This is a genomic window from Novosphingobium flavum (genome assembly GCF_014230315.1).
In the GTDB taxonomy this organism is placed as follows: domain Bacteria; phylum Pseudomonadota; class Alphaproteobacteria; order Sphingomonadales; family Sphingomonadaceae; genus Novosphingobium; species Novosphingobium flavum.
Genome location: NZ_JACLAW010000013.1, coordinates 1 through 24160, shown reverse-complemented (window position 1 = coordinate 24160; position 24160 = coordinate 1). Strand labels below are relative to the sequence as shown.

Genomic DNA, 24160 nt, shown 5'->3' with positions numbered 1-24160 from the left:
CCGTTCGCTCGGCGAGGAAGTTCAAGATGTTGCGTTTCGTCCGACTGCTGCCCGCCGCCCCGCTGCTGATGCTCGGCGCCTGCGTTGCGCCCACCGGCCCGGTCGAGGTGACCCGCTTTCACGTGGCCGACACGGCGGCGCTGGCGGGGACCGTGGCGGTCGAGGCAGCGCCGGGGATGGACCCGGCGTCGCTCGAACTGCGCACGTTCGAGGGTGCGGTGGGGCGCGAACTGCAGCGCGCCGGATACCGCGAGGTGGCCGCGCCGGACGGTGCGCAGGTGGCCGAGGTCCGGCTGGAGCGGCGCAGCTACAAGCCCGATCGCAACCGCTCGCCGGTCAGCGTGGGCATGGGCGGATCGGCGGGTTCCTATGGTTCGGGCGTGGGCGTTGGGGTGGGCATCGACCTGTCCGGCCCGCCGCCGGAAATGACCGAGACCCTGCTTGGCGTGATGATCCGCGAGCGGGCGACCCGCAAGGTGCTGTGGGAAGGACGCGCCAGCTTCACCGTGCGCACCGCCTCGCCGCTGGCCTCGTCATCGCTGGGCGCTGCCGAAATGGCCCGCGCCCTGTTCAGCAATTTCCCCGGCAAGTCGGGCGAAACCGTGCTTGTGAAGCCCGCCAATCCATGACCGACATCCTGATCCATTCGCAGTTCGACGCGGGCAATATCGAGGTCCTGTCGATCGACGGCGCCGAGGCCCGGCTCGCCATCCGCAAGGACAACCAAAGCGAATTCTACCAGTGGTTCCACTTCCGCGTCTCGGGCGCGGCAGGGCGGGAACTGGTGCTGAAGATCACCGGGCTGGCGGGCTCCGCCTATCCCGACGGCTGGCCGGGATACCGCGCGGTGGTTTCCGAGGACCGCGAGGACTGGGTGCGCGCCGCCACCAGCTTCGACCGCGATGCGGAGGACGGCACCCTCACCATCCGCCACACGCCGCAGGGCGATGCGCTGTGGCTGGCCTATTTCGCGCCCTATTCGATGGAGCGCCATCACGATCTCGTGGCCGCCGCCGCGCAGGCCGAGGGTGTCACACATCGCTGCCTCGGCACCAGCCTTGACGGGCGGCCGATCGACTGCCTCGAACTGGGCGAAGGCGAGGTCCAGGTCTGGCTCTATGCCCGCCAGCATCCGGGCGAGACCATGGCCGAGTGGTGGATGGAAGGCGCGCTCGACCTGCTGACCGACCCGGCCGACCCGTGGGGCCGCACCCTGCGCGAGAAGTGCCGGTTCCACATCGTGCCCAATGCCAATCCCGATGGTTCGGCGCGCGGCCACCTGCGCACCAATGCGGCGGGGGTCAACCTCAACCGCGAATGGCATGCGCCCAGCGCTGAACGTTCGCCCGAAGTGCTGGCGATCCTTTCCGCGATGGACGGGACCGGGGTGGACTTCGCCATCGACGTCCACGGCGACGAGGCTATCCCGGCCGTGTTCATCGCCGGGTTCGACGGCATCCCTTCGTGGACCGACGCACAGGGGCAAGGCTATGCCCGCTACCGCGAGATCCTCGAGCGGCGCACGCCCGATTTCCAGACCCGGCTCGGCTATCCCACCGCACGCCCCGGCAAGGCCAACATGGCGATGAGCACCAACCAGCTCGCCGAGCGGTTCGGCTGCGTGTCGATGACCTTGGAAATGCCCTTCAAGGACCACAACGACCTGCCCTGCGAGCGGCAGGGGTGGAGCCCGGAGCGGAGCAAGGCCCTCGCCCGCGATTGCCTCGCCGCGCTGGGCGAATGGCTGGAGACGCGGGGCTAGGCCGTAACCGGACGGCGCGCGCGCTGGCTCCATGCCGCGCGAATCAGGCGCCGCGCGGGCATCTCGATCCAGCGGAAGGCAAGATCGGCGAGCAGCAGGCTCACCGCCGCGAAGACCACGTGCCCCAGCACGATCCCGCCCAGCCCCGCCCCAGCAAGCGGCCCGTGCCAGGCAAGGAACAGATCGCGCGGCACAAGGTGGATCAGGTAGATCGCATAGGACCTGTCACCCAGCCAGATCAGCGGCCGACACTCCAGCAAGCCTTGCCGCAGGCCGAACAGCAGCGCGGCGGGAAAGACCAGCAGGGCAAAGGGCAGGATCGCGCCCCACGGCCCTTCCGGCGGCAACCAGGCGCCGAAGGCCATGACCGCCAGCAGCGCCCAGCCCGGCACGCGGGCAAGCCGGGCGCGCAGGTGCCAGAGCGCCTGTCCGAGGAAGAAGCCGAGGAAGCCGCGCGGGAAATTGTCCGCCGACCAGGCCTCGGTCGAAGCGTCGCGCAGCAGGAGCGCCGCGCCGAGCGCCACGGCGGCGCCTGTCACCCCGACGAGCGTACGCGGCCCCCGTACCGCCGCCATGGCGAAAAGCAGGTAGCAGACGACCTCGACGCTCAGCGACCAGGCCGGGCCGATGAAAGTGCCCGCCACGGGCTGGACCATGGCCTGCAGCATGAACAGGTGCGCAAGGAAGGCGAGCGGCGTGTTGGCCGCCTTGCCGGCATAGGCCAGCACGGCGACCAGCAGCATGACGAAGTGCAGCGGATAGAGCCGGGCGAAGCGGGCCACGGCGAAGTCGGTAAGGTCCGCCTCGCTGCGCAGGGCATCCCGGCCGAGATAGGCATGGGCGAAGACATAGCCCGAGAGGACGAAGAACAGGTCGACGAACAGCCAGCCATAAACGTGAGGCCAGTCGAGCAGGCGGTTGCCGCTGTCGAGCGCGCCCTCGGGAAAGAGGCTGCGCGCGTGATAGAAAAAGGCCACGCCGAAGGCGGCGAGGCCGCGCATCCCGTCAAGCCGGGCAAGGCGCGGGGGCTCGGCGCTCATGCCGGGGCCGGCCGGTGCTGGCGCTGGGCCCAGGCCGCGCGGATCGCCGCGCGGGCGGGCAATTCGATCCGGCGCAGGGCCGCATCGGCAAGACAGCCGACGACGAGCGCCAGCACGAGGTGAACGGCAAGGATGGAGGCCCAGCCGCCCGCGAACGGCCCGAAGCGCTTGGCGGCGAATTCGATCACCGGCATGTGGATCAGGTAGATCGCGTAGGACCGCGAGCCGAGCCACAGCGCCGCGCGGCTTTCAAGCAGCGGCAAGCGCAGAGCCAGCAACAAGGCGGCGGGCCAGGCAAGGAGGCCAAGCGCGAGCTGCGGGCTCCACGGCCCTCCGGCAAGGGCAAGGCCTAGGCCCAGGCCCAGCACGGTAGCCAGCACCGGCCACGGCAGGCGCTCCAGCCGCTCGCGCCGCTGCCACACCGCCTGCCCCATGAAAAAGCCGAGCAGCCCGCGCGCCACCAGCCCGCTGTCCCACGGCCCGCCGGGCAGTCCGTAGAGCGCCAGCCAGCCGGCACCGCCAAGCACCGCGCCGAACATCACCACCCTCTGGACGCGCGGCCCGAAGTGGGCGGCGCAGGCGAACAGCGCGTAGCACAGGCACTCGATGGTCAGCGACCAGCTCGGCCCGTCGAACGTATCGGCGAAGGGCGCCGCGAAGGCCTGCAGCATGAACAGGTGCGCGATGAAGGCCGATGCGTCGCTGCCCGGCTTTCCGGCGAAGAGGAAGGCGCAGGCGAGCAGCATGACGAGGTGCAGCGGATAGAGCCGGGCGAAGCGTGCGATGCCGAAGCCGGCCAGCGCCCGCCCGCTCGCCAGCTGGCCCGGCGCGCCATAGGCATGGGCGAAGATCGCCCCGGAAATGACGAAGAACAGGTCGACCGCGGTCCAGCCCCAGCCGTGAACCCAGCCGAGCGGGCCGGAAAGACCCGCGAAGGCCTCCGGGACGAACATCAACTGGGCATGGTAGACGACCACGACGGCGGCGGCGACACCGCGCAGGCCATCAAGCCGCGCGAGGCGCGAAGCAGGGCCAGCAGGCGTGACGGGCTCCCCGGACATGAGGCCAGCCCTAGGCAAACATGCTTGGCATCCGGTTAACGTGCGCCGCCGCCGGGCCCTGCCCAAACGAAAAAGGGCGGGAAATCCCGCCCTTTTTGCTCTGCGTGGAGGACCGGCCTTACTTGACCAGCTCGACTTCCTCGAAGCCCAGCTCGACCGGCGTGGCGCGGCCGAAGATCGAGACCGAAACCTTGACGCGATGCTTGTCGAAATCGAGTTCCTCGACCGTGCCGTTGAAGCTGGCGAAGGGCCCGGCGTTGACCTTGACCTGATCGCCGATCTCGTAATCGACCGAAACCTCGCGGCGCGGCTCGGAGGCGGCCTGTTCGCGCGCGCCGAAATAGCGGGCAGCCTCGCGCTCCGAAATCGCCTGGGGCTTGCCGTTGGGGCCGAGGAAGCCGGTCACCTTGGCGGTGTTCTTGACGAGGTGATAGACGTCGTCGTTCATCGCCAGCTTGGCGAGAACGTAGCCCGGCATGAACTTGCGTTCGACCGAAACCTTCTTGCCGCGCTTGACCTCGGTCACGGTCTCGGTCGGCACTTCGACCGCCTCGACCAGCTGCGACAGGCCCTTGCGCTCCGCCTCGGACAGGATCGAATCCCGCACCTTGTTCTCGAAGCCCGAATAGGCGTGGATGATGTACCAGCGAGCCATGGTCTGAATTTCCGTTTCTATGTGCCGCGCGCCACCCGAAGGCTCAGGCCAGCGACAGCAGCCACTTGACGATTTCGCCGAAGACGGTGTCGACACCGAGGAAGAATACCGCGAGCAGGGTCATCATGATCGCGACGAAGATCGCGGTGGTGACGGTTTCCTGCCGGGTCGGCCAGACCACCTTGCGGGCTTCGGCCTGGACCTGGCGCATGAATTCGCCGGGGTTGATCTTGGCCATGATCTGCGGGCTCTTCCTAAACAATTGCGAACAACGTCTTCCGCCACGGGGACAGCGCCGCCCCGGCGCCCTGTGGGGGTCGGCCGGGAGGGGCGTCAGGTCTCCGATGTCGGAAGTAGCGCCCAAGTAGCGATCTTGTGCGCCCTTGGCAAGACGGTGGGCGCGACTTGGGCCCCGGCCCCGATCCCCGCCCCGGTTCAGGTCGCGGGGGGCCCGTCGATCGCAGGCTCGGCCACCGGCGGATGGACCAGGCGGGCCAGCAGCGAATGCTTGGTGCGGAACATGATCTGCGCCCCCTCGGGCAGCTTGGCCGGAGGATACTTGCCGAAATACCACAGGTAATCGGCATCGCGGGCGGGCTTGAACTTGGTCAGGTCCACCCGGCGCCCGGCCCCGGCATAGATCCGCTGGCTGGGATCGACCCATTTCCACGCCTGCGGGGTCAGGGTCAGCATGTGCACGCCGGGAATGGCGAAGTGGTTGTTGACCAGCGCGTCGCGCCGCACCGTGGCATATGTGCCGAGGTGCCCGTAGAGCGGCTGGGCCCAAAGCGAGACTTCCTCGCGCACGGCCACGGCGATCTTGGCTCCGCGCGGGACATAATCGAGCGCTTCCATCATCTTGCCGACATTGGCCGAATGGACCGTCCAGACCGCCGTGGTGATGAACAGGCGCAGGGCCGCCGGGCCCAATGCCACCCACATCAGCGCCCACTGCCGCGGCCGCCAGTCGATCGACAGCGCCAGCAGCATCAGGCCCACCGCGATCAGCCGCAGGTCGGCAAGGTCGCCCCCGCCAAGGTGGCGCGGCACGACCAGCGAAAGCAGCAGATGGATCAGCCCGGCCCAGGCAAGACGGCCGTCGATCCGCTTGTACCAGCAGGCCACCAGCGGAGCGACGATCAGCAGCACGGTCGTCGCATAGTCGATGTAGCGGACGCGGTCGCGCAGCGACTCCTTCCAGAACATCCACTTCACCCAGAGCGGGTGCGGGCCATAGGAGAACGAGCCTTTGGCCTGCTGCCCGGCGAGCAGGGTCGGGATCATCGGCAGCCACAGCGGCCAGGTGGCGAGCGCGGCCTTCCACACGTCCTTCCAAGAAGAGCGGCGCGACCATTCGTAGCCGAAGACCATCACCCCCAGCACGCCCCAGCCGGACTGGTGGCACAGCCAGATCAGCGCGCCGAGCGGCACGAAGATCGGCTCGCGGTAGCGGCTCCCTTCCATCTTCACCCACAGGGCGAAGGCGAAGAGGGTGGCGGCAAGGGCCAACTCGAAATTGAGGAAGCCCATGAGCAGCGCCGGCGACCAGACCGTGGCCAGCGCCAGCAGCGGACCCACGCCGATCCGCCGCCTGAGGGTCCATTCCACGCAGAACATGCCGCCCGCCAGCAGCATCGGGATCAGGATCACGAACAGCCGCCCGGCCGTTTCCAGGCCGAACACCGAGGCGAAGGGGCGGATCAGGATGTCCACCCCGAGATTGCCCGACCAGGCCCATTTGAAGGCATAGTATTTGGCCAGTTCCGGGGTGCGCCCGCCGTCGATCATGATGTGCCAGCGCGCCAGATGGGCCGGATAGTCGGTCATCTGCGGATAGCGCGCCATGATCCCGGGCAGCCCGGCGGCCACGCACAGCAACAGGATCAGGACGAGCTGAAGCCGCGTCGCGTGGATCTTGCTGGTATAGAGCGGGGTGTTCGCGTGCACGAAGCCATCTGCAATTGCGGCAGGAATGGGGCACGTCCTAGCCGCACTGCGGCAATTGGCAAGAGCTTTGCCATGAAGTGATGAACGGACCTGCGGACAACCGCCGATTCGCGTGGCCGACCGCTCACCCATGCACGGCGCGATCCGGCCGGCGGCGGCCATGATCACGGCGATGTGGGGGAAGTTACCCTGGCAGGAGTGGAGGGACTCGAACCCACGGCCCTCGGTTTTGGAGACCGATGCTCTACCAACTGAGCTACACTCCTGCGGGTGCCGGGGCCTCTATCGCCACCCGCGGGCGATGGCAAGCGCCGATCGGCATGAATGCGCTTATCCCTATTGGCCCAAGCCTTGTTTCATGGCTAGAATCGCCGCCGTGCACCCCCTCGGCAAGATCATCGACCCACAGCTGTTGATGCTGGCCTACCGCAGCGGGATCTTCCCGATGGCGGACGGGCGCGAAGACCCGGAAGTTTTCTGGGTCGAGCCGCGGCTGCGCGCGATTCTCCCGCTCGATGGTTTCCGCCTCTCCCACTCCCTCGCCCGGACCCTGCGCCGCGGGCGATTCGAGGTGACCTGCAACGCCGATTTCGGCGGCGTCATGGCCGGCTGCGCCGCCCCCCGGCGCGAGAGCGAGGAGACCTGGATCAGCGGACGCATCGCAGCCTCCTACCGCGCCCTCCACCAGACCGGACAGGCCCATTCGATCGAATGCTGGCAAACCGGGGCGGATGGCGAGCGGCGCCTCGTCGGCGGGCTTTACGGGGTGGGGTTCGACCGGGTGTTCTGCGGCGAATCGATGTTCAGCACCGTGCCCGATGCCTCCAAGGTCGCACTCGCATGGCTGGTCGCGGCGCTGCGGCGCGGCGGGGCCGAGCTGCTCGACTGCCAGTTCATGACCGATCACCTTGCCTCGCTCGGCGCGGTCGAAATGCCGCAGCAGCGCTATCTCGCCCTGCTCAAGCAGGCCCAGCGCGACGGTCCGCGCAGGACCTATTCGGCCGGGACGGCAGCCGGTGCGGGCGAAGGCGCGGCGGAAGGGCTGGCCGAAGGCGCAGGCGCCACAGCCGGGGCCGTGCTCGCCTTGCCCGAAGCCTTTGCCGCACTGCTGGACGATGCATATGCGGCCGGGTCTTCCTCTTCGCCCGGGAACTTCATCGCGCAGTCCTTGACCCAGACGTCATAGACCGGGTGCTCGACCGTGTTGAGCGACGGCGAATCCTTGAACAGCCAGCCCGAGAAGACCTTGTGCCAGGCCAGCTTCTCCTGGACCGAGGCGCGCTCCTCCACGAAGACCTGCACGAAGGCTCCCACTTCCGGCGGGTTTTCCCACGGCAGGGTGCGCTCGCAATTGGCCAGCTTGATGATGACGTTGCCGACCCGGCGCGATTCGCCGGTCTTCATCACGAGGTCCTGGGTCAGGTTGTTGCGCTTGTTGAGCAGGCCGATCGTCGCCACCCGGTCCTTGACCGGAGTGCCGAACTGGCTTTCCACCGCCTTGGCGGAGGGCCCGGAGCTGGCGAAATCCTTGGGCACCTCGGTCGCCTCGGGCGCCGCGTCGCCAGACTGGCCGCAGCCGCCGAGCGCCACGCTCGTCAGGCCCACAATCGAATAGCCGAGAAGGGAAAGCGCCCGCTTCATCGCTTCAGGCGCCCGAAACGGAGCAGTCAGGACGCATCCGGCGACCAGGCCTCGTAGTCGCCCGTTGCCTTGGCGCGCACGCCGCCCTTTTCCAGCGCACCCTGCGGACGATAGGCCGCAGGGGTACCGGTCGCGTTGGGGGTATAGTCGACCTCCCAGATCCGCGGCGGCGGCAGGAAGGATTCGGGCACGCCATCAAACGTGCCGTGCAGCCAGCCGTGCCATTCGGCAGGCACGCGGCTGGCGTCGTTCGGGCCGTTGTAGATCACCCAGCGGCGTTCCTGCCCGGCGCGGGGATGGCCCTTGGGATAGGGCTTCTTCGCGCGGTAGTACTTGTTGCCCTGCGCATCGGTGCCGACCTGCTCGCCGTTACGCGCGCTGTCGAGCATGGTTCCGAAGGTGGCGCCGTTCCACCAGGTGAAGATCGTCGAGAGGATTCCCATGGCGCTTGCGCCTAGCGGAAATGAGGGGGGCGCGGCAAGGGGAACAATTGCGCCCGGTCGCCCGGGCGCGGCCTCTCTTACCAATTCACCGCCGTCCCCGGCCCGATCCCGAGCTGGGCGGCGCGGCCGACGTTGATCTCCAGCACGGCGGCGGCTTTCCCGGCCGAGGGCAGCGGAGTCTCGTCGTAGGGCTTGGCCCCCACCACGTTGAGCACCTTGTGGTCGGCGCCGATGAAGATGATGTCGAGCGGCATGACCGTGTTACGCATCCAGAAATAGGCCTGGCGCGGCGGGTCCATCGGGAAGATCATGCCCTCGTCCGCGCCCATTTCCTTGCGGAACATCAGGCCCTTCTCCTGCTCGGCGCCGGTTGCGGCAACCTCGACGCGGAACTTGTGCCCCCCGGCGGTGAGCGGCACGACTTTCAGGCCTGAAACGGGATGAACCGCGCTGACGGCCTGCCCCCCGGCCTGCTTGCTCTCGACCGTGCCCGGCGAGCAGGCGGCGAGCGCCACGGCCGCCACGGCCAGCATCTGCTTCATCCGCCCAATGTTGCTCATCGTCATTCCTCGTCCTCGTCGGGGCCCGGTTCTGCGGCCCAGCCTTCCACGGTCTCGCTGTCAGCGGCGTGAATGACCGCGCGGGCGATGTCGAGGCGGTGCCCTGCCCTCAGCATGGCGGCAAGCTGCTTTTCGCGCAGCTGGCCGATTTGTTCGGGATCGGACGGGCTGCCAAACGGCCCGAAGCGCCGCCGCCGGGCCAGCGCCACGGCGGCGCGGCGCTGCTCGCCCTCGCCCGCGCGCACGTCCTCGCGCAGGTCCTCGCCGATCCCGGCCGCACCCAGCGCCTGGGCCACGCGCCGCTCGCCATAGCCGCGCCGCCGCAGCGAACCGGCCTTCATCCGGGCATAGGCGGCATCGTCGACATAGCCCGCGCCGACGAATCGACTGAGGATTTCCTGCAACGCCGGCTCGCCTTCACCCTCCCATCCCCGCTCCCTGACCTTGCGTTTCAGGTAGCTTTCGAGTTTAGCCGCGCTCGCTGCGAATCGGGCGACGTAGGCGAGGGCCAATTCCTCCAATCGCGCAGCATCGAGTGGCCGGGGGGTCCGTTTCTGTCTTGGAGCGGTTCGCATTCGGCCTTATTCGTGCCACAGTCCTTCGGGATTGGGGAGGCCCGGATCAACCGGGGTGCTGGCCATGGGGTCATGCATGGCCATCGGGCGTTCATGTCCAGGCGCCTACCCGGACCGCGAAAAGACTGCTGGCGTCAACAACAGACGGGTTACTCGCGCATGACCGACACCATTGCCGCCACGCTGGTGCCGACTCCCAACCAAGATACGCTCGCGCGCCGCATGTCGGACTTCGCCACTTTTGGCGAGGCGCTGGACTATGCCGCCACCGGGCAGCGCGGAATGAATTTCCACGATGCGCGCGGCAATCTTGCCCGGGTCTATCCCTTCCGCGAGCTGCGCGAGGATGCGCTGGCCGTGGCGCACCGGCTGGTCGCGCTCGGCGTGCGCCCGGAAGACCGCATCGCCCTGATCGCCGAAACCGGGGCCGAATTCGCCGCGCTGTTCTGCGGCACGATCTATGCCGGCGCCTGGCCGGTGCCGCTGCCGCTGCCGACCTCGTTCGGCGGCAAGGAAAATTATATCGAGCAGCTCGTCGTCCAGCTGCAGAGCTCTGACCCGTCGATCCTGTTCTTCCCGGGCGAAATCGCCGAGATGGCCGGCGCCGCCGCCGCGCGGCAGGGCTGCAAGGGCATTGCCTTCGAGGACCTGCTCGCCGCCAAGGCCGAACCCTGCGACCTGCCCGAGGGCGATTCGCAGGCGATCTGCTACCTGCAGTATTCCTCGGGCTCGACCCGCTTCCCCCACGGCGTTGCCGTGACTCACGAGGCCCTGCTCAACAATCTCGCCGGGCACGGCCACGGCATGGAACTGGTCGAGCATGACCGCTGCATCTCGTGGCTGCCGTGGTATCACGATATGGGGCTGGTCGGCTGCTTCCTCTCGCCAATCGCCAACCAGGTCTCGGTCGACTATCTGAAAACCGAGGATTTCGCCCGCCGCCCCCTGGCCTGGCTCGACATGATCAGCCGCAATCCGGGCAATTCGATCTCCTATTCGCCCACCTTCGGCTATGACATCTGCGCCCGGCGCATCTCGAGCCAGAGCCATGTGTCCGAGCGGTTCGACCTGGCCCGCTGGCGCCTCGCCGGCAACGGCGCCGACATGATCCGCCCCGACGTGATGCAGGGCTTCGTCAACGCCTTTGCCGAGGCTGGGTTCAAGGCCAGCGCCTTCCTCCCCTCCTATGGCCTGGCCGAGGCGACGCTCGCCGTCACCATCATGCCGCCGGGCGAAGGCATCCGCGTCGAACTGGTCGAGGAAGAGCGCCTGTCCGGCCACCCGCGCGACATTTCGCGCCCCGCGCGCTACCGCGCCATCGTCAACTGCGGCAAACCCGTGCGCGACATGGAAGTGGTGATCCGGGGCGAGCATGGCGGCCCCCTGTCGGACCACCACATCGGCAAGGTCTGGTGCAAGGGCCCGTCGGTCATGCACTCCTACTTCCGCGATCCCGAATCGACCGAGGCCTGCCTCGTCGATGGCTGGCTCGACACGGGCGACATGGGCTACATGGCCGATGGCTACCTGTTCATCGTCGGCCGGGCGAAGGACATGATCATCATCAACGGCAAGAACCACTGGCCGCAGGACATCGAGTGGGCGGTGGAACAGCTTCCGGGCTTCCACCAGGGCGATATCGCCGCCTTCTCGGTCCAGTCCGAAAGCGGCGAGGAAGTGCCCGCCGTGCTGGTCCACTGCCGCGTCTCCGATCCCGAGGAACGCCGCAAGCTGCACGACCAGATCAAGGACAAGGTCCGCTCGATCACCGGCATGAACTGCGTGGTCGAACTGGTCCCGCCGCGCACCCTGCCGCGCACCTCCTCGGGCAAGCTGAGCCGGGCCAAGGCGCGCAACCTCTACCTCGCCGGCGAGATCCAGCCCTACCCGCTCGCGGCCTGACCGCCCCGATCCGAGACACGCGGCCGATGCGCCGCGCGCTTGGCGAAAAGGCCGGATGGGTCTATTAACCATACCGGGTATGGGAAGGTTACGATGGCCGCTATTCCGGGTCCGCGAGAGCAGGAGCGCGCCGAGGATTTCGGCGTCCTGCTCGGCTGGTCGCATACCCGCACAAGCCGAGGCATCCAGCTCAAGGTGCAGAGCACCAGCACCGAGGCCGGCAACCCGCGCGACATTGCCGCACGCAACCTGCTGATGACCCGCAACCAGGCCCTGATCCTCGCCAAGTACCTCCTCGACGCGACCGGGCAAACCCTGCCGGAAAAGCCCCGCCGGGGCCGCCTCCTCCGCCTGCTGCGCCGCCTCACCGGGGGCTGAGCCCGGAGGGCCGCACTCAATCGTCATTGCGAGGGGCGAAGCCCCACGGCAATCCAAGGCGGCTATTTGCAACGGCCCTGGATTGTCACGCGACCTGCGGCCGCTCGCAATGACGATGCGGCTTTACGCAGGTTGCCCCGGCTGATCCTAAAGCTCGCCCCGGTGCATCTCGAGATACTCCTGCGGGATGCGCAGGGTGGCCGCTGCCACGCGGGTTTCGCGCAGGAACAGCACCAGCGCGTACATCAGCAGCAGCACGGCGATCAGGAAGAACACCGCCGCCACCTGCTCCAGCGGATAGCCGAGCATTTCCTCGAGGAACAGGATCACGACCGTCGTCCCGATCGACAGGCCGCTGCTCACCAACGTGCGGATCGCGCGGGTCGAGAGCGAGATGCGCTCGTCGACAGCGCGCATTTCCAGCACGACCATGTCATGCTCGGCGCCAGTGGTCTCGGCATGGAGCTTCTGCAGGGTGCGGGCACGGTCGACGATCCGGCCGAGCCGGCTCGACAGGCTGTTCATGATATTGCCGATCGCCACCAGCACGAAGACCGGGGTGAGCGCGAGCTGGATGGTATGGGCGATCATTTCGTCCGCTTAGCCCCCGAGCCCGGCGCGCGCCACCCCGCGCCGTTCAAACGGCTCGCGTCGTCACCAGATGATCGACCACCGAGGGATCGGCCAGCGTGGACGTATCGCCAAGGTTCGACGTATCGTTCTCCGCGATCTTGCGCAGGATGCGGCGCATGATCTTGCCCGAGCGGGTCTTGGGCAGGCCCGGCGCGAAGTGGATCACGTCCGGCGTGGCGATCGGCCCGATCTCGCTGCGCACCCAGGCGACCAGTTCCCGCCGCAGGGCCTCATCCGGTTCCACCCCGGCATTGGTCGTGACATAGGCATAGATGCCCTGCCCCTTGATGTCGTGCGGCATGCCGACGACCGCCGCCTCGGCCACCTTGCAATGCGCCACCAGCGCGCTTTCGATCTCGGCCGTGCCCATCCGGTGGCCCGAAACGTTGATCACGTCATCGACCCGGCCGGTGATCCAGTAATAGCCGTCCTCGTCCCGCCGGCAGCCGTCCCCGGTGAAGTAGAGGCCCTTGTAAGTGCTGAAATAGGTCTGGAAGAACCGCGCGTGATCGCCCCAGACCGTGCGCATCTGCCCCGGCCAGCTTTGCGCGATGCACAGGTTGCCCTCGGCCGCGCCCTCCAGCACCTTGCCCTCGGCATCGACCAGCCGCGGCACCACGCCGAACATCGGCAAGGTGGCAGAACCCGGCTTGAGGTCCACCGCGCCGGGCAAGGGCGTGATCATGATTCCGCCGGTCTCGGTCTGCCACCAGGTGTCGACGATCGGGCAGCGCCCCTCGCCCACCACCCGCCAGTACCATTCCCAGGCCTCGGGATTGATCGGCTCGCCGACCGAGCCGAGCAGGCGCAGGCTCTTGCGGCTGGTGCGCGAGACCCACTCGTCACCCTCGCGCATCAGCGCGCGCAGGGCCGTGGGCGCGCCGTAGAACACGTTGACCTGATAGCGGTCGACGATCTCCCAGAACCGGCTGAAATCGGGGTAATTGGGCACGCCCTCGAACATCACCACGGTCGCCCGGTTGGCGAGCGGGCCGTAGACGACATAGGAATGGCCGGTCACCCAGCCGATGTCAGCCGCGCACCAGTAAACCTCGCCCGGCCGGTAATCGAACACGTAGTGGTGGGTCATCGCCGCCCAGGTGAGATAGCCGCCCGAGGTGTGCAGCACCCCCTTGGGCTTGCCGGTGCTACCCGAGGTGTAGAGGATGAACAGCGGATCTTCCGCCCCCATCTCCTCGGGCGGGCAATCGGCCGAGGCCGCCGCGCGCCGCTCGTCCCACCAGTGATCGCGGCCCTCGCGCATCGCCGCGCCGTTATCGGCATGGCGAACCACCAGCACGGCCTCGACCCCCGGGCAATGCTCCAGCGCCGCATCGACATTGGCTTTCAGCGGCACGGCCTTGCCCCCGCGCATCCCGGCGTCGGCGGTCACCACCAGCCGGCTGTCGCAGTCCTGGATCCGCCCGGCCAGCGCCTCGGGGCTGAACCCGCCGAACACCACCGAATGGATCGCCCCGATCCGCGCGCAGGCCAGCATGGCCACGGCCGCCTCGGGGATCATCGGCAGGTAGATCGTCACCCGGTCACCGCGCCGCGCGCCCAGCTGCCTGAGCACGTTCGCCATGCGGCATACGTCCTCGTGCAATTCACGATAAGTGATCTGCCGCCGCCGCGCCGGATCGTCGCCCTCCCAGATGATAGCCGTGGTCTCGCCATGCTCGGCCAGATGCCGGTCAAGGCAATTGGCCGAGACGTTGAGCGTGCCGTCGCCGAACCATTCGATGCCGAAATCGGCCTCGTCGAACGAGCAGCGGCTGAGCCGGGTCCACGGCCTGATCCAGTCGATCCGCCCGCTCTCCTCACGCCAGAACGCCTCCGTCTCCTCGATCGAGCGGCGGTACTTCTCCGCCCGCCCCTCGGCATCGACATGGGCACGGGCCGACCACTCGGCAGGAACGGGATGAACGGTCACGGGAAAGGCACTCTCTCGGCAAGTTTGTCGGTCTGTCCGCAAGTTAGTCACGCTTTGGCGGAGCGGCAAGGAACCATCGGGGGCGGCGCGCATTGAGCCGGTGGCCCGAGAAAGTTCACGGGCCTTTTTTCATGGACGGATGAGGTCGATTGCCGGTGCCCAGCCATGTTTCCCCGGCCCTGCGACCGGCCGAGCCCCAACCTGATTCCACGCCCACCCCCACGCTGCGCCCGGTGCTGCGCGCGGCCACCAGCGCCGCTCACGACCTGCTCGACAGCACGGTCGGCGCACTCGATCTCGCTGCGCCTGCCGACTATGCGCGCTTCCTGCGCATCCAGTTCGTCGCCCGTGCGGCGCTGGAGCCGGAACTCGCCGCCCATCTCGGCGATCTCGCCCCGCCCTCGCAGCTCGGCCTGCTGCGCGCCGACCTTGCCGCCCTCGGCGCTGAGGCGCCGCACGTGCGCCTCGCCTGCGTCATCCCTGCCACGGCCGATCCGCTCGGCGCCTGCTGGGCTCTGGCCGGCTCGCACCTCGGCAACCGCGCCATGCTTCATGGCCTCGGCGCCCAGGCCGGGGCGGACTGGCCGACCAGCTTCCTCGCCGACGAGGGCATGGCCGCTTACTGGAAGGGCCTGCGCCCCCGGCTCGACCGCCCCGCCGCAGCGGACGATCCGGCGATCGAATCCGCCCAGGCGGTCTTCGCCCTGTTCCTCGCCGCGGTCCGCGCCGAAGGCGTACCGCCCCCGGCAAAGCGCGCCGCCGCATGAGCCCGTCCCTTCAGCCCGGCGAAGGCGTCGACCTGACCAACTGCGACCGCGAGCCGATCCACATCCCCGGCTCGATCCAGCCGTTCGGCGCGCTGATCGCGGTCAATTCGGACTGGCTGGTCGCTACCTTCAGCCGCAACCACGCCGAATTCCTCGGCCTCGCCGCGCCGATCCAGCCGGGCGATTCGCTGCGCGACCATTTCACCCCCGCCGCGCTCGAAGCCCTGCGCGCCGCCCTGCGCGCCTTGCCCGACAACCACTCGATCCAGCGCCTGTTCGGCATCGACCTCGTCGGCTCGGGCCCCCTGTTCGACGTGGCGATCCACATCAGCGGCCGCCTCGTAATCATCGAGGCCGAACGCCACGATGCCCACGTTCACACCTTCAGCCTCAATGCGCTGCGCCCGATGATGGCCCGGCTCGAACAGGTGCAGGACGTGAAGACGCTGTGCCAGGAAGCCACCGCCGCGCTGGGCGGGCTGCTCGGCCTGTCGCGGGTGATGGTCTACAAGTTCCACCCCGACGATACCGGCGAGGTGATCGCCGAGATGATCGAGCAGGGGCAGGAATCCTTCCTCGGCCTGCGCTATCCCGCGACCGACATCCCTCGCCAGGCCCGCCTGCTCTATCTCACCAACCTGCTGCGCATCATCGGCAACGTGAACGCGGCCCCCGTGCCGCTCGAACCGCCGGTCGGCTTCGGCACCGAGCCGGTCGACCTCAGCCTCTCGACCCTGCGCGCGGTCTCCCCGATCCACCTCGAATACCTGCGCAACATGGGGGTCGAGGCCTCTCTGTCGATCTCTATCGTGGTGCGCGGCAAGCTGTGGGGGCTGTTTGCCTGCCACCACTATGCGCCGGTCATCCTGCCCTTCTCGCTGCGCACTTCGGCCGAGCTCTTCGCCCAGCTCTTCGCCCTGCTGCTCGACCAGCGGATCGGCGATGCCAGCCGTGACCTCGCCGAACGCGGCAAGCAGATGCACAACCGGGTCATGGTCCAGCTGGCCGATCAGGGCGACCTCAACGACAACCTGCCGATGATCACCGAGGCGATCGGCCCGCTGGTGCCGCATGACGGGGCCAGCGCCTTCATCGCCGGGCGCTACACCTGCCGCGGCTTCGCCCCCAGCGAGGAGCAGTTCCGCGCGCTGGTGCCCCTGCTCAATGCCGCCGCCGCCAATTCGGTGATCGCCGAGAGCGAACTGCCCCGCCGCATTCCGGCGGCCGAGGCCTTTGCCGAGCGCGCCGCCGGCGCCCTCGTCATCCCCGTCTCGCGCCGCCCGCGCGACTATGTCGTGCTCTGGCGCCGCCCACTGGCCCAGACCGTGACCTGGGCGGGCAAGCCCGAGAAGATCACCACCTATGGCCCCCATGGCGAGCGGCTGACCCCGCGCAAGAGCTTCGCCGCGTGGAAGCAGGTGGTCGAGGGCAAGTGCGAGCCGTGGTCGGAGGACGAGATCCAGCTTGCCGAGATGCTGCGCATCACGCTGCTCGAAGTCCTGCTCCGCCTCGCCGACCAAGCCAATGCCGAGCGCGCCGCCGCCCAGCAGAAGCAGGACCTGCTGATCGCCGAGCTCAATCACCGGGTGCGCAACATCCTCACCCTGATCCGGGGCCTGATCGGCCAGTCGCGCCACGATGCCGCCGATATCGAAAGCTTCGCCAATATCATCGGCGGCCGCATCCGGGCGCTGGCGCTCGCTCACGATGCGATCACCAGCGAGAACTGGAACCCGGCCTCGCTGCGCCAGCTGATCGCGGTAGAGAGCGACGCCTACCTTTCCGGCAAGGAACAGCGGGTGCGCGTCACCGGACCAGACGTGCTGATCCTGCCCGAAGCCTATACCGTCCTCGCCCTCGTCATCCACGAACTGATGACCAATTCGGCCAAGTACGGCAGCCTGTGCGACCGTTCGGGCCATGTCGCTGTCGATCTCGAACTCGGCGAGTTCGGCGACCTGTCGATGAACTGGCGCGAGGTCGGCGGCCCAGCCGTCCAGCCGCCCCGGCGGCGCGGCTTCGGCTCGACCATCATCGAGCGTTCGATCCCCTACGAGCTGAAAGGCGCGGCCGAGCTGGACTACCGGCTGGACGGACTGGTTGCCCGCTTCATCATCCCGGCCCATTACGTGATCGCCCAGAAAGCGCCCGGCGGCGTCTCACGCCCGCCCCGGCATGACCAGCGCGCCGCCATGCGGCCCGCCCCCGCCGCCCCGGCCGAACGCCCGGCCGCCGTCCGGCGGGTCCTCGTGGTCGAGGACAACATGATCATCGCCATGGATACCGAGGAGTTTCTGCGCGACCTCGGGGTCGAACACGTCCTCGCGGTCGGCTCGGTCGCCGCGGCCGAAGCGGCGGCCGGAAAAGAGGCCTACGACCTCGCCATCCTCGACTTCAACCTCGGCAGCGAGACCAGCCTCGGCCTCGCTCAACGCCTCGCCGAAACCGGTGTGCCGATCGCCTTCGCCACCGGCTACGGCGATGCGATCAACCGCATTTCCGAAGTGTCGCACGTCGCCGTGCTCAAGAAACCCTATTCGTCGGACGACCTCTCGGCCCTGCTGGCCGAAGTTGGGCAGACCGCGCAGGGCGTCGGCTGAGAGTCCCTAAAGCGGCCGCGTGATCAGGGCCAGCGCCCCGCCCTGCACCGCCACTTCGTCGATGTCGCGCGCGATGGCGCATTCGCCCACGGCCACGTCGATGCCGCCCACCGAAACGCCGATCTCGCGCGGGATCACCAGCAGCGGGTGCCCGGCATAGTCCAGCCGCAGGGCCTCGCTCGGGGGGCCGTCGATCCGGTCGAGCCGGAACAAAGGGCCTGAAACCAGCGTGTCCTCGCCCCGCACCTCGACCGGGCGGTGCCACTTCGGCGCATAGACCTCGCCCTTGGCCACCGCGATCCCCGCATCCAGATGCAACTCGCGCGGGCGGCCATAGTCATAAAGGCGGTAAGTGATGTCGCTGTTCTGCTGAACCTCGATCAGGCTGACCCCGGCGCCGATCGCGTGGACCGTGTTCGCCGGAATGTAGAAGAAGTCCCCCGCCTTCACCGGATGCCAGGCCATCAGCTCTTCGATCGAGCCGTCCAGCGCGGCGGCGCGCATCTGCTCGCCCGACACTTCCTCACGAAAACCGATCCCCAGCACCGCGCCGGGCTCGGCGGCGATCACCAGCCAGCATTCCTCCTTGCCCTGATGGCCCAGCCCCATGGCCTCGGTCTGCGCGTCGGAGGGATGGACCTGCACCGACAGGGCCTCGCTGGCGAAGATGTACTTCACCAGCAGGCCGGGGAGCAGCTCGGGCGGCTCGAACCAGATCTCGCCGATCCGCTCGCCGGCCGGTGCCTCGAACGGCGGCGGCAGGACGTCCCTGCCCCAGGGCTTGGCCACGCTGCGGGTTGGCAGGATCGGGTTCACCGGGTCAGTCTCGCTCGTTTGCAGGCGCAGGGCGCCTTACTGGTTCACGGCGCCGTCGAGCTTGCCGACCTTCTGCGCGCCGGCAGCGCTCGTCACCAGGATCTCGCCATTGTCGACCACGATCATCACGTTCTCGAGGCCGATGACCGAGACCCGCGGCCCGTCGCTATCCACCAGAACGTTGCGGCAATCGACCAGTTCCGCCGGACCGGAGACATGGTTGCCCGCCGCATCCTGCGCCCGGGCGGCGTGCAGCGCTTCCCAGTTGCCGATGTCGGACCAGCCCATGTCGGCCGGGACCATGGCCGCGCGGTCGGTGTTTTCCATCACCGCGTAGTCCACGCTCTCGCTGCGGATGGCGGCAAAGGCGGCGGCATCGGGATGGAACCGCTTGCCCTCCTCGCGCCCCAGCGCCACGGCCTGCCGCGCGGCCTCGGCGATGTCGGGCCGGTGCCGCTCCAGCTCGGCCAGGAAAAACCCCGCGCGGAAGGCGAAGATGCCGCCATTCCAGGCATATTCGCCCGAGGCGAGAAACTGCTCGGCCCGCGCCAGATCCGGCTTTTCGACGAACCGGGCCACCTGCGCCCCCGGCCCCGCGCTGATCGCGGCGCCGCGCTTCAGATAGCCAAAGCCGGTTTCCGGGGTCTTGGCCTCAATCCCGAAGGAGACCAGCCAGTCCTCCGCCGCCAGCGCCGCAGCCGCCTCGGCCGCCGCCACAAAGGCCCCGCAATCGGCGATGTAGTGGTCGCTCGGGCAGACCAGCATGATGGCGCCGGGCGAAAGACGCAGCGCGGCCAGCGCGATCGCGGCGGCGGTATTGCGCGCCGAAGGCTCGACGATCACCTCGGCGCCGGGCGCGGCGGCCAGCTGGCTCTCGACATGAGCGAGATGCTTGTCCCCGGTCACCACCAGCGGCGGGGCGAAACGGCCGGCGTCGGCGCAGCGCAGCACGGTCGCCTCGAACAGCGTATTGTCACCCACCAGCGGCAGGAACGGCTTGGGCTTTTCCGCCCGGCTGCGCGGCCAGAGCCGCGTGCCGCTGCCGCCGCAAAGGATGACCGGAGTAATCTGCGTCATTGAAGTCCCGTCTAGATCGGCCCCCCGCGCGGGGGCCCCAGCGCCCCGGCATCCTGCCATTGTTTCCCGTTTCCGGCGATTACACCATAAGTGCTACCAATTCCGCGACCGTGGTCGAGGCGAAACCGACCGCGCTATCGGAAATCCCGTAGGGCACCAGCAGGTGTTCGCCAACCTGCAAGACGCCGCAGGTGTAGACGACATTGGGAACGTAGCCCGCACGGTCGGCATCGATCGCGGTCAGGATCGGCTCGGGCGTGCGGCCGATCACCTTCGAGGGATCGTCACGGTCGAGCAGCGCCGCGCCCAGCGCATATTTGCGCATGGCCCCCACCCCGTGGGTAATCAGCAGCCAGCCGGCATCGGTCAGCACCGGGCTGCCGCAATTGCCGATCTGGATGAATTCCCACGGGAACTTCGGCTCCATCAGCAATTCGCCGTCGGCATCCCAATGGGCAAGGTCGCTGGATCGCAGCATGAACAGGTTCTTGCCGTCCTGCCGCCCGATCATCCGGCATTCGCCGCCGATCTTCTGCGGAAACAGGGCCATGCCCTTGTTGCGCCCGGCGATGCCCCGGATCGGCTCGAGCACGAAATGCTTGAAGTCGCGCGTGCGCAGCAGTTCCGAGCGGATCGAGCGGCCCGAATAGGCGGTATAGGTCCCGACCCACTCATAGTCGCCGTCCTCATGCTCGAAGCGCACCAGCCGCAGGTCTTCCAGCCCCCCGCGCTGCTGCTCGGTGATCGGGAAGATCACCGTGTTGGACAGGCTAGATTCCTCGTGGCGGTGGACCGAGACCGCGCAGTCCGCGCAGGCCATGTCGACGTTGTCCAGCTCGACCGAGGTGGCGAAGGCGCTCTGCGGCCAGAGGCTGAAACTGCCGTCGGTCTCGGCGATGCCCTCGCGGAAGGCGACCGAGGAGATGTGCCCCTCGCCCACGGCCCGCAAGGACATGATGAAACGCATGGCTCCGCCCGCCATGCCCGACTGGTCAGGGTGCGGCACGATCGAAGGGTTCATCAGCGCGGCGGCGGCATAGGTATATTCGTGGCAGAAATAGGCCCCGATCAACCGCTTGCGCGAGCGCGAAAAGCGCGCCGGATCAAGGCCGAGCGCGGCCTCGACCTCGCCGTAACGGGTCTCGAACATCTGCTCGGTCTGCCAGTGGCGTTCCTTGAAGTCGGCCAGAACGCGCCGATATTCGGCGCTCGCCGCCCGCTCGCTGAGCCCCGCGATGTCCTCCACCAGCCGCTGCGCGCGGTCGCCCTGCGCCGTGTTGGATTGCCAGCCCAGGTGGAACGGGCGCAGCACCACCCGCGACGGATCGGCGTGAAGGCGCGCATCAAGGATGCGCAAGGGGCTGAGCGGCTGATTGCCCTGCGGTGCTTCGCGGTCCCGACTCAAGGGTATCTCCCGATCTGTCTGCCGCATGGGTGGCGGCATTCCACAGGGCTAGCATGGAATGGTGCGCCAGTTGAAAGGCGAGAATCGACTCGGCGCCACAATTTTCGTTGGCACCTCGGGGAGTTACCCCATCTCTGGAACGCCCCGTCGCAAGGTCGGCCAGAACCGCGCCGCGATCGTTCGCGCCGAAGAACCAGCGCCACGCCGCCATGGCGTGATCGGACCAGCGCCGGTCAGGCCTTGCGGCCCATGCGCTGCGCGCCGCCTCGATCGCCGCCTGCGCCTCGAGCGGCTGCTGGTCGAAGGGCATCTGGTCAAAGGTCAGGGCCTCGCCCGGGCGGCCGAAGGTTTCCGATCCGATCGGGCGAAAATGCCCGGCACTGGCGGTCTGCCGATCCGCGATCCAGCCGAGCGTGTCGATCCCGGCCGCGATCCATTCGTCCCGCCCACAGACCATGCCCGCCTCGATCAGGGCCTGGCTCAGGCGCGGATTGTCATAGCCGAGCATGGCCTCGAACCAGCCCCAGTCCGGCCGCCGCGAGGCCTCGAGCAGCGCATGGAGCAGGACGCCGCCCCGCTCGGCAAGGCCGCGCGCCCCCGCATGACCGGGATCGACGCGCAGCATGGCCGCGGCGCCGAGCAGGGCGAAGGCCACGCTGCGCGGATAGTCGACGCCCGCGAAGATCGGGCAAACCTCGTCAAACCAGCGCGCCGCCCAGCGCCGCAGCTCGGGCTCGGGCGAAAGTTCGGCCGTATGGCCCAGCGCCCACAGCGCGCGGCCATTGCTGTCTTCCGAGCCGCAGTCCTCGCACCACGTCCGGTCGAAATTCATGAAGTTGCGGAACCGGCCAAGATCCGGGTTCCACGCGTGCTGGACGAAGCTGGCATAGGTCATGGCCCAGTCCATCCGCTCGCTGCGTGAAAGGCCCTGAGCCACGTTCATCAACATCAGCGCGCGGGCATTGTCGTCAAGGCAATAGCCGTGCCGCCGGTCGGGCACCACGCCGATCGCGTGCTGGAGCATGCCGGTCGCATCGCTCATGGCAAAGACGCCCGAGAGGCCCGGCGTGGCAGTGATCGGCACCTCGCGCGCGGCCGGAGCCAGCGCGCGGCCGATCAGCGCGGCCCCGGCACGGGCGAATTCCGGCCAGATCGTGCCGCGCCCCCGGGCATAGGCGCGGCGCTGGATCGCGCCCAGCCGCGCGGGATCGTCAAGCAGGCGGCCCACGGCATCGGCGATCGCGGCCGAAGAGCCCGGCTCGATCAGCACGCCAACATCCCCGGCCAGCAGCTCGCGGGCATGGACATAGGGGGTGGAGACCACGGCCTTGCCCAGCGCCACGGCATAGGACAGCGTGCCCGAAGTGGCCTGCTGCAGCCCCGGATAGGGCGTCAGGTAGATATCGCAGGCCTCGAGCTGGTCGAGCAGTTCGGGGGTATCGAGAAAGCGGTTGTCCCACAGCACGTGGTTCTCGACGCCGAGTTCCTTCGCCAGCCTCATCAGCCCTTCGCGGTAGGATTCGCCCTCGCTGGCAATGAGGTTGGGATGGGTCGCGCCAACGATCCGGTAAACCACCTCGGGATGGCGAGCGACGATTTCGGGCAGGGCCTCGATAACACGCTCCAGCCCCTTGCCGGGGCCGAGCAGGCCGAAAGTCATCAGCACCTTGCGGCCGGGCAGCCCCATGGTCTCCTTGAAGGTTTCGCTCCGCCCGAACGGACGGTCCGGGGCGCCATGCGGGATCACCTCGATCAGTTCGGCCCGCGCGCGGTAGCGCGATACGAGCAGGTCACGCCCCTGCCCGCTCATCACCATGATGCGCGAGGCACGGGTAACGAGGTGGCGCATGATCGCCTCCTGCCGGAGCGACGGGCCGGACAGCACGGTGTGGAAGGTGAGGACCAGCGGCGCGGCCAGCCGGTCGACGAAATCGCAGACCATCTCGCCGTCCGGCCCGCCGAAGATGCCATATTCGTGCTGGAGCCAGACCGCGTCGACCGCGCTCTCGTTGATCCGCCGTGCGGTCACGGCATAGGATTCGGCGCTGTCCTGCTCGATCAGTCCGGTCACCCCGGCCCCGCCCCCGCCGACATAGTCTGCCGGCGCGGCCTGCGGATTGTCGAGCGCATAGACGTCGAGCGCAATGCCCGGATTGAAGCGGGCGAATTGCTCGGCCACGTCGCTGGTGAAAGTGGCGATCCCGCACTTGCGCGGCGGGAAGGTGCCGATCAGCGCCACCCGGCGCGGCGCGGTCACGGCGGCGCGGCCCGCGCCCTCGCGGCCCTGCGGGAAGAAGGAAACGATCTGGTGGGAAGCTTCGCGATCTCGAAGCAGGAATGGTCGGAACTCAACGGGGTCCATCGGCAGGCGTCCTGGATATGGCTGCATGGTGCATGCCCACTCCAACGCCGTTTTTCGGCAATGGTTTCGCCGCAATGCGACGAGCCGCGCCCCTTAACCATTCGTCGCAAGGTCGCATTTCCGCCGCAAAGCAGAGATTTAGCCCGATCGCGCGATTCGCCGCGTTAACCTTCGCGCCTGCGGGATGGCGTGATCACGGCTGGCCCGGATAGAACCAGCGCTGCTGCCAGCCATAGACCGAAACCACCGGATTGCCCGCGCCGTCGCTCGCCGGGCGAAAGCGGAAGCGCTCGGTTGCGAGCCGGCAGGTGATCGCGTCGGCCTCGCTGTCGCGGCTGGCGCGCACCACCCGGCAGGCCGACACCCGCCCGTCGGTGCCCACGGTCAGGGCCACGATCACGTTGCCGCCGATCCTGAGGTCGCGGCTGGCCGCCGGATAGTCCCGCGCCGAATTGATCTCCCCTGCGATCTTCACGGCCTTGGCGCCGCCGCCCGAGCCCGAACCGCTCCCCGCGCCGCCGCTGCCCGGCCCGGTCCCCGCGCCGCCCGCCCCGGTCCCGGCCCCCGCATCGCGCGCGCCGGACCGGTCGGCCGCCCCGGTCG

22 protein-coding genes, 1 tRNA gene and 1 pseudogene are annotated in these 24160 nt (G+C 68.4%); 7 read left to right on the top strand and 17 right to left on the bottom strand.

Annotation, left to right across the window (positions count from 1 at the left end; genetic code table 11):
• Positions 1 to 26: 26 nt before the first annotated feature.
• Positions 27 to 629, top strand: a complete 603-nt coding sequence (locus H7F51_RS15385; protein ID WP_185665202.1) for a DUF4136 domain-containing protein — start codon at positions 27 to 29, stop codon at positions 627 to 629.
• On the top strand, positions 626 to 1762 hold the full coding sequence (locus H7F51_RS15380) for a M14 family metallopeptidase (RefSeq protein WP_185665201.1): 1137 nt from the start codon (positions 626 to 628) through the stop codon (positions 1760 to 1762). The genes H7F51_RS15385 and H7F51_RS15380 overlap by 4 nt, the downstream gene beginning before the upstream one ends.
• Here the strand turns inward: H7F51_RS15380 and H7F51_RS15375 are convergent.
• The 6 genes from H7F51_RS15375 to H7F51_RS15350 form a co-directional block, all read right to left on the bottom strand.
• A complete protein-coding gene (locus H7F51_RS15375) occupies positions 1759 to 2802 on the bottom strand; it encodes an acyltransferase family protein (protein ID WP_185665200.1) in 1044 nt (347 codons plus the stop codon). The genes H7F51_RS15380 and H7F51_RS15375 overlap by 4 nt on opposite strands.
• On the bottom strand, positions 2799 to 3863 hold the full coding sequence (locus tag H7F51_RS15370; protein WP_185665199.1) for an acyltransferase family protein: 1065 nt from the start codon (positions 3861 to 3863) through the stop codon (positions 2799 to 2801). Before H7F51_RS15370 ends, H7F51_RS15375 begins: the two co-directional genes overlap by 4 nt.
• 118 nt (positions 3864 to 3981) lie before the next feature.
• Complete coding sequence (gene nusG, locus H7F51_RS15365) at positions 3982 to 4518, bottom strand: transcription termination/antitermination protein NusG (protein WP_185665198.1); 537 nt, start codon at positions 4516 to 4518, stop codon at positions 3982 to 3984.
• Between the two features lie 43 nt (positions 4519 to 4561).
• Positions 4562 to 4756: a preprotein translocase subunit SecE gene (gene secE / locus H7F51_RS15360; RefSeq protein WP_185665197.1), complete on the bottom strand. Its 195-nt coding sequence runs from the start codon at positions 4754 to 4756 to the stop codon at positions 4562 to 4564.
• Positions 4757 to 4953: 197 nt separating this feature from the next.
• Entirely contained in the window at positions 4954 to 6465 is a 1512-nt protein-coding gene (locus H7F51_RS15355; protein ID WP_185665196.1) for a hypothetical protein, read from the bottom strand.
• Between the two features lie 190 nt (positions 6466 to 6655).
• Positions 6656 to 6731: transfer RNA gene (locus tag H7F51_RS15350), tRNA-Trp, on the bottom strand.
• Positions 6732 to 6766: 35 nt separating this feature from the next.
• Here H7F51_RS15350 and aat point away from each other — a divergent pair.
• A pseudogene (gene aat, locus H7F51_RS18750) lies at positions 6767 to 7429 on the top strand (leucyl/phenylalanyl-tRNA--protein transferase); the annotation flags it as partial.
• A 29-nt stretch (positions 7430 to 7458) separates the two neighbouring features.
• Here aat and H7F51_RS15345 read toward each other — a convergent pair.
• From H7F51_RS15345 to H7F51_RS15330, 4 genes are all read right to left on the bottom strand, one after another.
• The gene (locus H7F51_RS15345; RefSeq protein ID WP_185665195.1) at positions 7459 to 8106 is read right to left on the bottom strand and encodes a DUF2155 domain-containing protein; all 648 of its coding nucleotides are present in this window, start codon (positions 8104 to 8106) and stop codon (positions 7459 to 7461) included.
• Positions 8107 to 8132: 26 nt separating this feature from the next.
• Complete coding sequence (locus H7F51_RS15340) at positions 8133 to 8549, bottom strand: NADH:ubiquinone oxidoreductase subunit NDUFA12 (protein ID WP_185665194.1); 417 nt, start codon at positions 8547 to 8549, stop codon at positions 8133 to 8135.
• Positions 8550 to 8626: 77 nt separating this feature from the next.
• On the bottom strand, positions 8627 to 9109 hold the full coding sequence (locus H7F51_RS15335) for a DUF192 domain-containing protein (protein ID WP_246448600.1): 483 nt from the start codon (positions 9107 to 9109) through the stop codon (positions 8627 to 8629).
• 2 nt (positions 9110 to 9111) lie between these two features.
• Positions 9112 to 9513 (bottom strand): RecX family transcriptional regulator, encoded by a 402-nt coding sequence (locus H7F51_RS15330; RefSeq protein ID WP_343061307.1) that lies wholly within the window; start codon positions 9511 to 9513, stop codon positions 9112 to 9114.
• A gap of 330 nt (positions 9514 to 9843) precedes the next feature.
• Here H7F51_RS15330 and H7F51_RS15325 point away from each other — a divergent pair, with 330 nt between their 5' ends.
• Positions 9844 to 11586, top strand: a complete 1743-nt coding sequence (locus H7F51_RS15325; RefSeq protein ID WP_185665192.1) for a fatty acyl-AMP ligase — start codon at positions 9844 to 9846, stop codon at positions 11584 to 11586.
• A 93-nt stretch (positions 11587 to 11679) separates the two neighbouring features.
• Positions 11680 to 11964: a hypothetical protein gene (locus H7F51_RS15320; protein ID WP_185665191.1), complete on the top strand. Its 285-nt coding sequence runs from the start codon at positions 11680 to 11682 to the stop codon at positions 11962 to 11964.
• A 147-nt stretch (positions 11965 to 12111) separates the two neighbouring features.
• On the opposite strand, the gene H7F51_RS15315 is transcribed toward H7F51_RS15320, so the two are convergent.
• Together H7F51_RS15315 and acs are read right to left on the bottom strand one after the other, a co-directional pair.
• Complete coding sequence (locus H7F51_RS15315) at positions 12112 to 12555, bottom strand: DUF2721 domain-containing protein (RefSeq protein WP_185665190.1); 444 nt, start codon at positions 12553 to 12555, stop codon at positions 12112 to 12114.
• Positions 12556 to 12601: 46 nt separating this feature from the next.
• Positions 12602 to 14530 (bottom strand): acetate--CoA ligase, encoded by a 1929-nt coding sequence (gene acs / locus H7F51_RS15310; RefSeq protein WP_343061306.1) that lies wholly within the window; start codon positions 14528 to 14530, stop codon positions 12602 to 12604.
• A gap of 149 nt (positions 14531 to 14679) precedes the next feature.
• Here acs and H7F51_RS15305 point away from each other — a divergent pair, with 149 nt between their 5' ends.
• Positions 14680 to 15297, top strand: coding sequence for a biliverdin-producing heme oxygenase (locus tag H7F51_RS15305; protein WP_246448597.1), 618 nt, complete (start codon positions 14680 to 14682; stop codon positions 15295 to 15297).
• Positions 15294 to 17897 (top strand): HWE histidine kinase domain-containing protein, encoded by a 2604-nt coding sequence (locus H7F51_RS15300; protein WP_185665188.1) that lies wholly within the window; start codon positions 15294 to 15296, stop codon positions 17895 to 17897. Before H7F51_RS15305 ends, H7F51_RS15300 begins: the two co-directional genes overlap by 4 nt.
• Positions 17898 to 17903: 6 nt before the next feature.
• On the opposite strand, the gene H7F51_RS15295 is transcribed toward H7F51_RS15300, so the two are convergent.
• From H7F51_RS15295 to H7F51_RS15275, 5 genes are all read right to left on the bottom strand, one after another.
• Positions 17904 to 18713, bottom strand: coding sequence for a cupin domain-containing protein (locus tag H7F51_RS15295; RefSeq protein WP_185665187.1), 810 nt, complete (start codon positions 18711 to 18713; stop codon positions 17904 to 17906).
• Positions 18714 to 18749: 36 nt separating this feature from the next.
• Entirely contained in the window at positions 18750 to 19790 is a 1041-nt protein-coding gene (locus H7F51_RS15290; protein WP_185665186.1) for a mannose-1-phosphate guanylyltransferase, read from the bottom strand.
• Between the two features lie 79 nt (positions 19791 to 19869).
• Positions 19870 to 21195 (bottom strand): glycoside hydrolase family 130 protein, encoded by a 1326-nt coding sequence (locus H7F51_RS15285; protein ID WP_425491031.1) that lies wholly within the window; start codon positions 21193 to 21195, stop codon positions 19870 to 19872.
• The gene (locus H7F51_RS15280; RefSeq protein ID WP_185665184.1) at positions 21134 to 23557 is read right to left on the bottom strand and encodes a glycosyltransferase family 4 protein; all 2424 of its coding nucleotides are present in this window, start codon (positions 23555 to 23557) and stop codon (positions 21134 to 21136) included. Before H7F51_RS15280 ends, H7F51_RS15285 begins: the two co-directional genes overlap by 62 nt.
• Positions 23558 to 23750: 193 nt before the next feature.
• The coding region (locus tag H7F51_RS15275) for a TonB family protein (protein ID WP_185665183.1) at positions 23751 to 24160 on the bottom strand (410 nt) is incomplete at its 5' end.

Bases quoted from the DNA above. Each gene is read 5' to 3' on its own strand.
- H7F51_RS15385 (WP_185665202.1), top strand. From the start codon at position 27: ATGTTGCGTTTCGTCCGACTGCTGCCCGCCGCCCCGCTGCTGATGCTC.
- H7F51_RS15380 (WP_185665201.1), top strand. From the start codon at position 626: ATGACCGACATCCTGATCCATTCGCAGTTCGACGCGGGCAATATCGAG.
- H7F51_RS15375 (WP_185665200.1), bottom strand. From the start codon at position 2,802: ATGAGCGCCGAGCCCCCGCGCCTTGCCCGGCTTGACGGGATGCGCGGC.
- H7F51_RS15370 (WP_185665199.1), bottom strand. From the start codon at position 3,863: ATGTCCGGGGAGCCCGTCACGCCTGCTGGCCCTGCTTCGCGCCTCGCG.
- nusG (WP_185665198.1), bottom strand. From the start codon at position 4,518: ATGGCTCGCTGGTACATCATCCACGCCTATTCGGGCTTCGAGAACAAG.
- secE (WP_185665197.1), bottom strand. From the start codon at position 4,756: ATGGCCAAGATCAACCCCGGCGAATTCATGCGCCAGGTCCAGGCCGAA.
- H7F51_RS15345 (WP_185665195.1), bottom strand. From the start codon at position 8,106: ATGAAGCGGGCGCTTTCCCTTCTCGGCTATTCGATTGTGGGCCTGACG.
- H7F51_RS15340 (WP_185665194.1), bottom strand. From the start codon at position 8,549: ATGGGAATCCTCTCGACGATCTTCACCTGGTGGAACGGCGCCACCTTC.
- H7F51_RS15335 (WP_246448600.1), bottom strand. From the start codon at position 9,109: ATGAGCAACATTGGGCGGATGAAGCAGATGCTGGCCGTGGCGGCCGTG.
- H7F51_RS15325 (WP_185665192.1), top strand. From the start codon at position 9,844: ATGACCGACACCATTGCCGCCACGCTGGTGCCGACTCCCAACCAAGAT.
- H7F51_RS15320 (WP_185665191.1), top strand. From the start codon at position 11,680: ATGGCCGCTATTCCGGGTCCGCGAGAGCAGGAGCGCGCCGAGGATTTC.
- H7F51_RS15315 (WP_185665190.1), bottom strand. From the start codon at position 12,555: ATGATCGCCCATACCATCCAGCTCGCGCTCACCCCGGTCTTCGTGCTG.
- H7F51_RS15300 (WP_185665188.1), top strand. From the start codon at position 15,294: ATGAGCCCGTCCCTTCAGCCCGGCGAAGGCGTCGACCTGACCAACTGC.
- H7F51_RS15290 (WP_185665186.1), bottom strand. From the start codon at position 19,790: ATGACGCAGATTACTCCGGTCATCCTTTGCGGCGGCAGCGGCACGCGG.
- H7F51_RS15280 (WP_185665184.1), bottom strand. From the start codon at position 23,557: ATGGACCCCGTTGAGTTCCGACCATTCCTGCTTCGAGATCGCGAAGCT.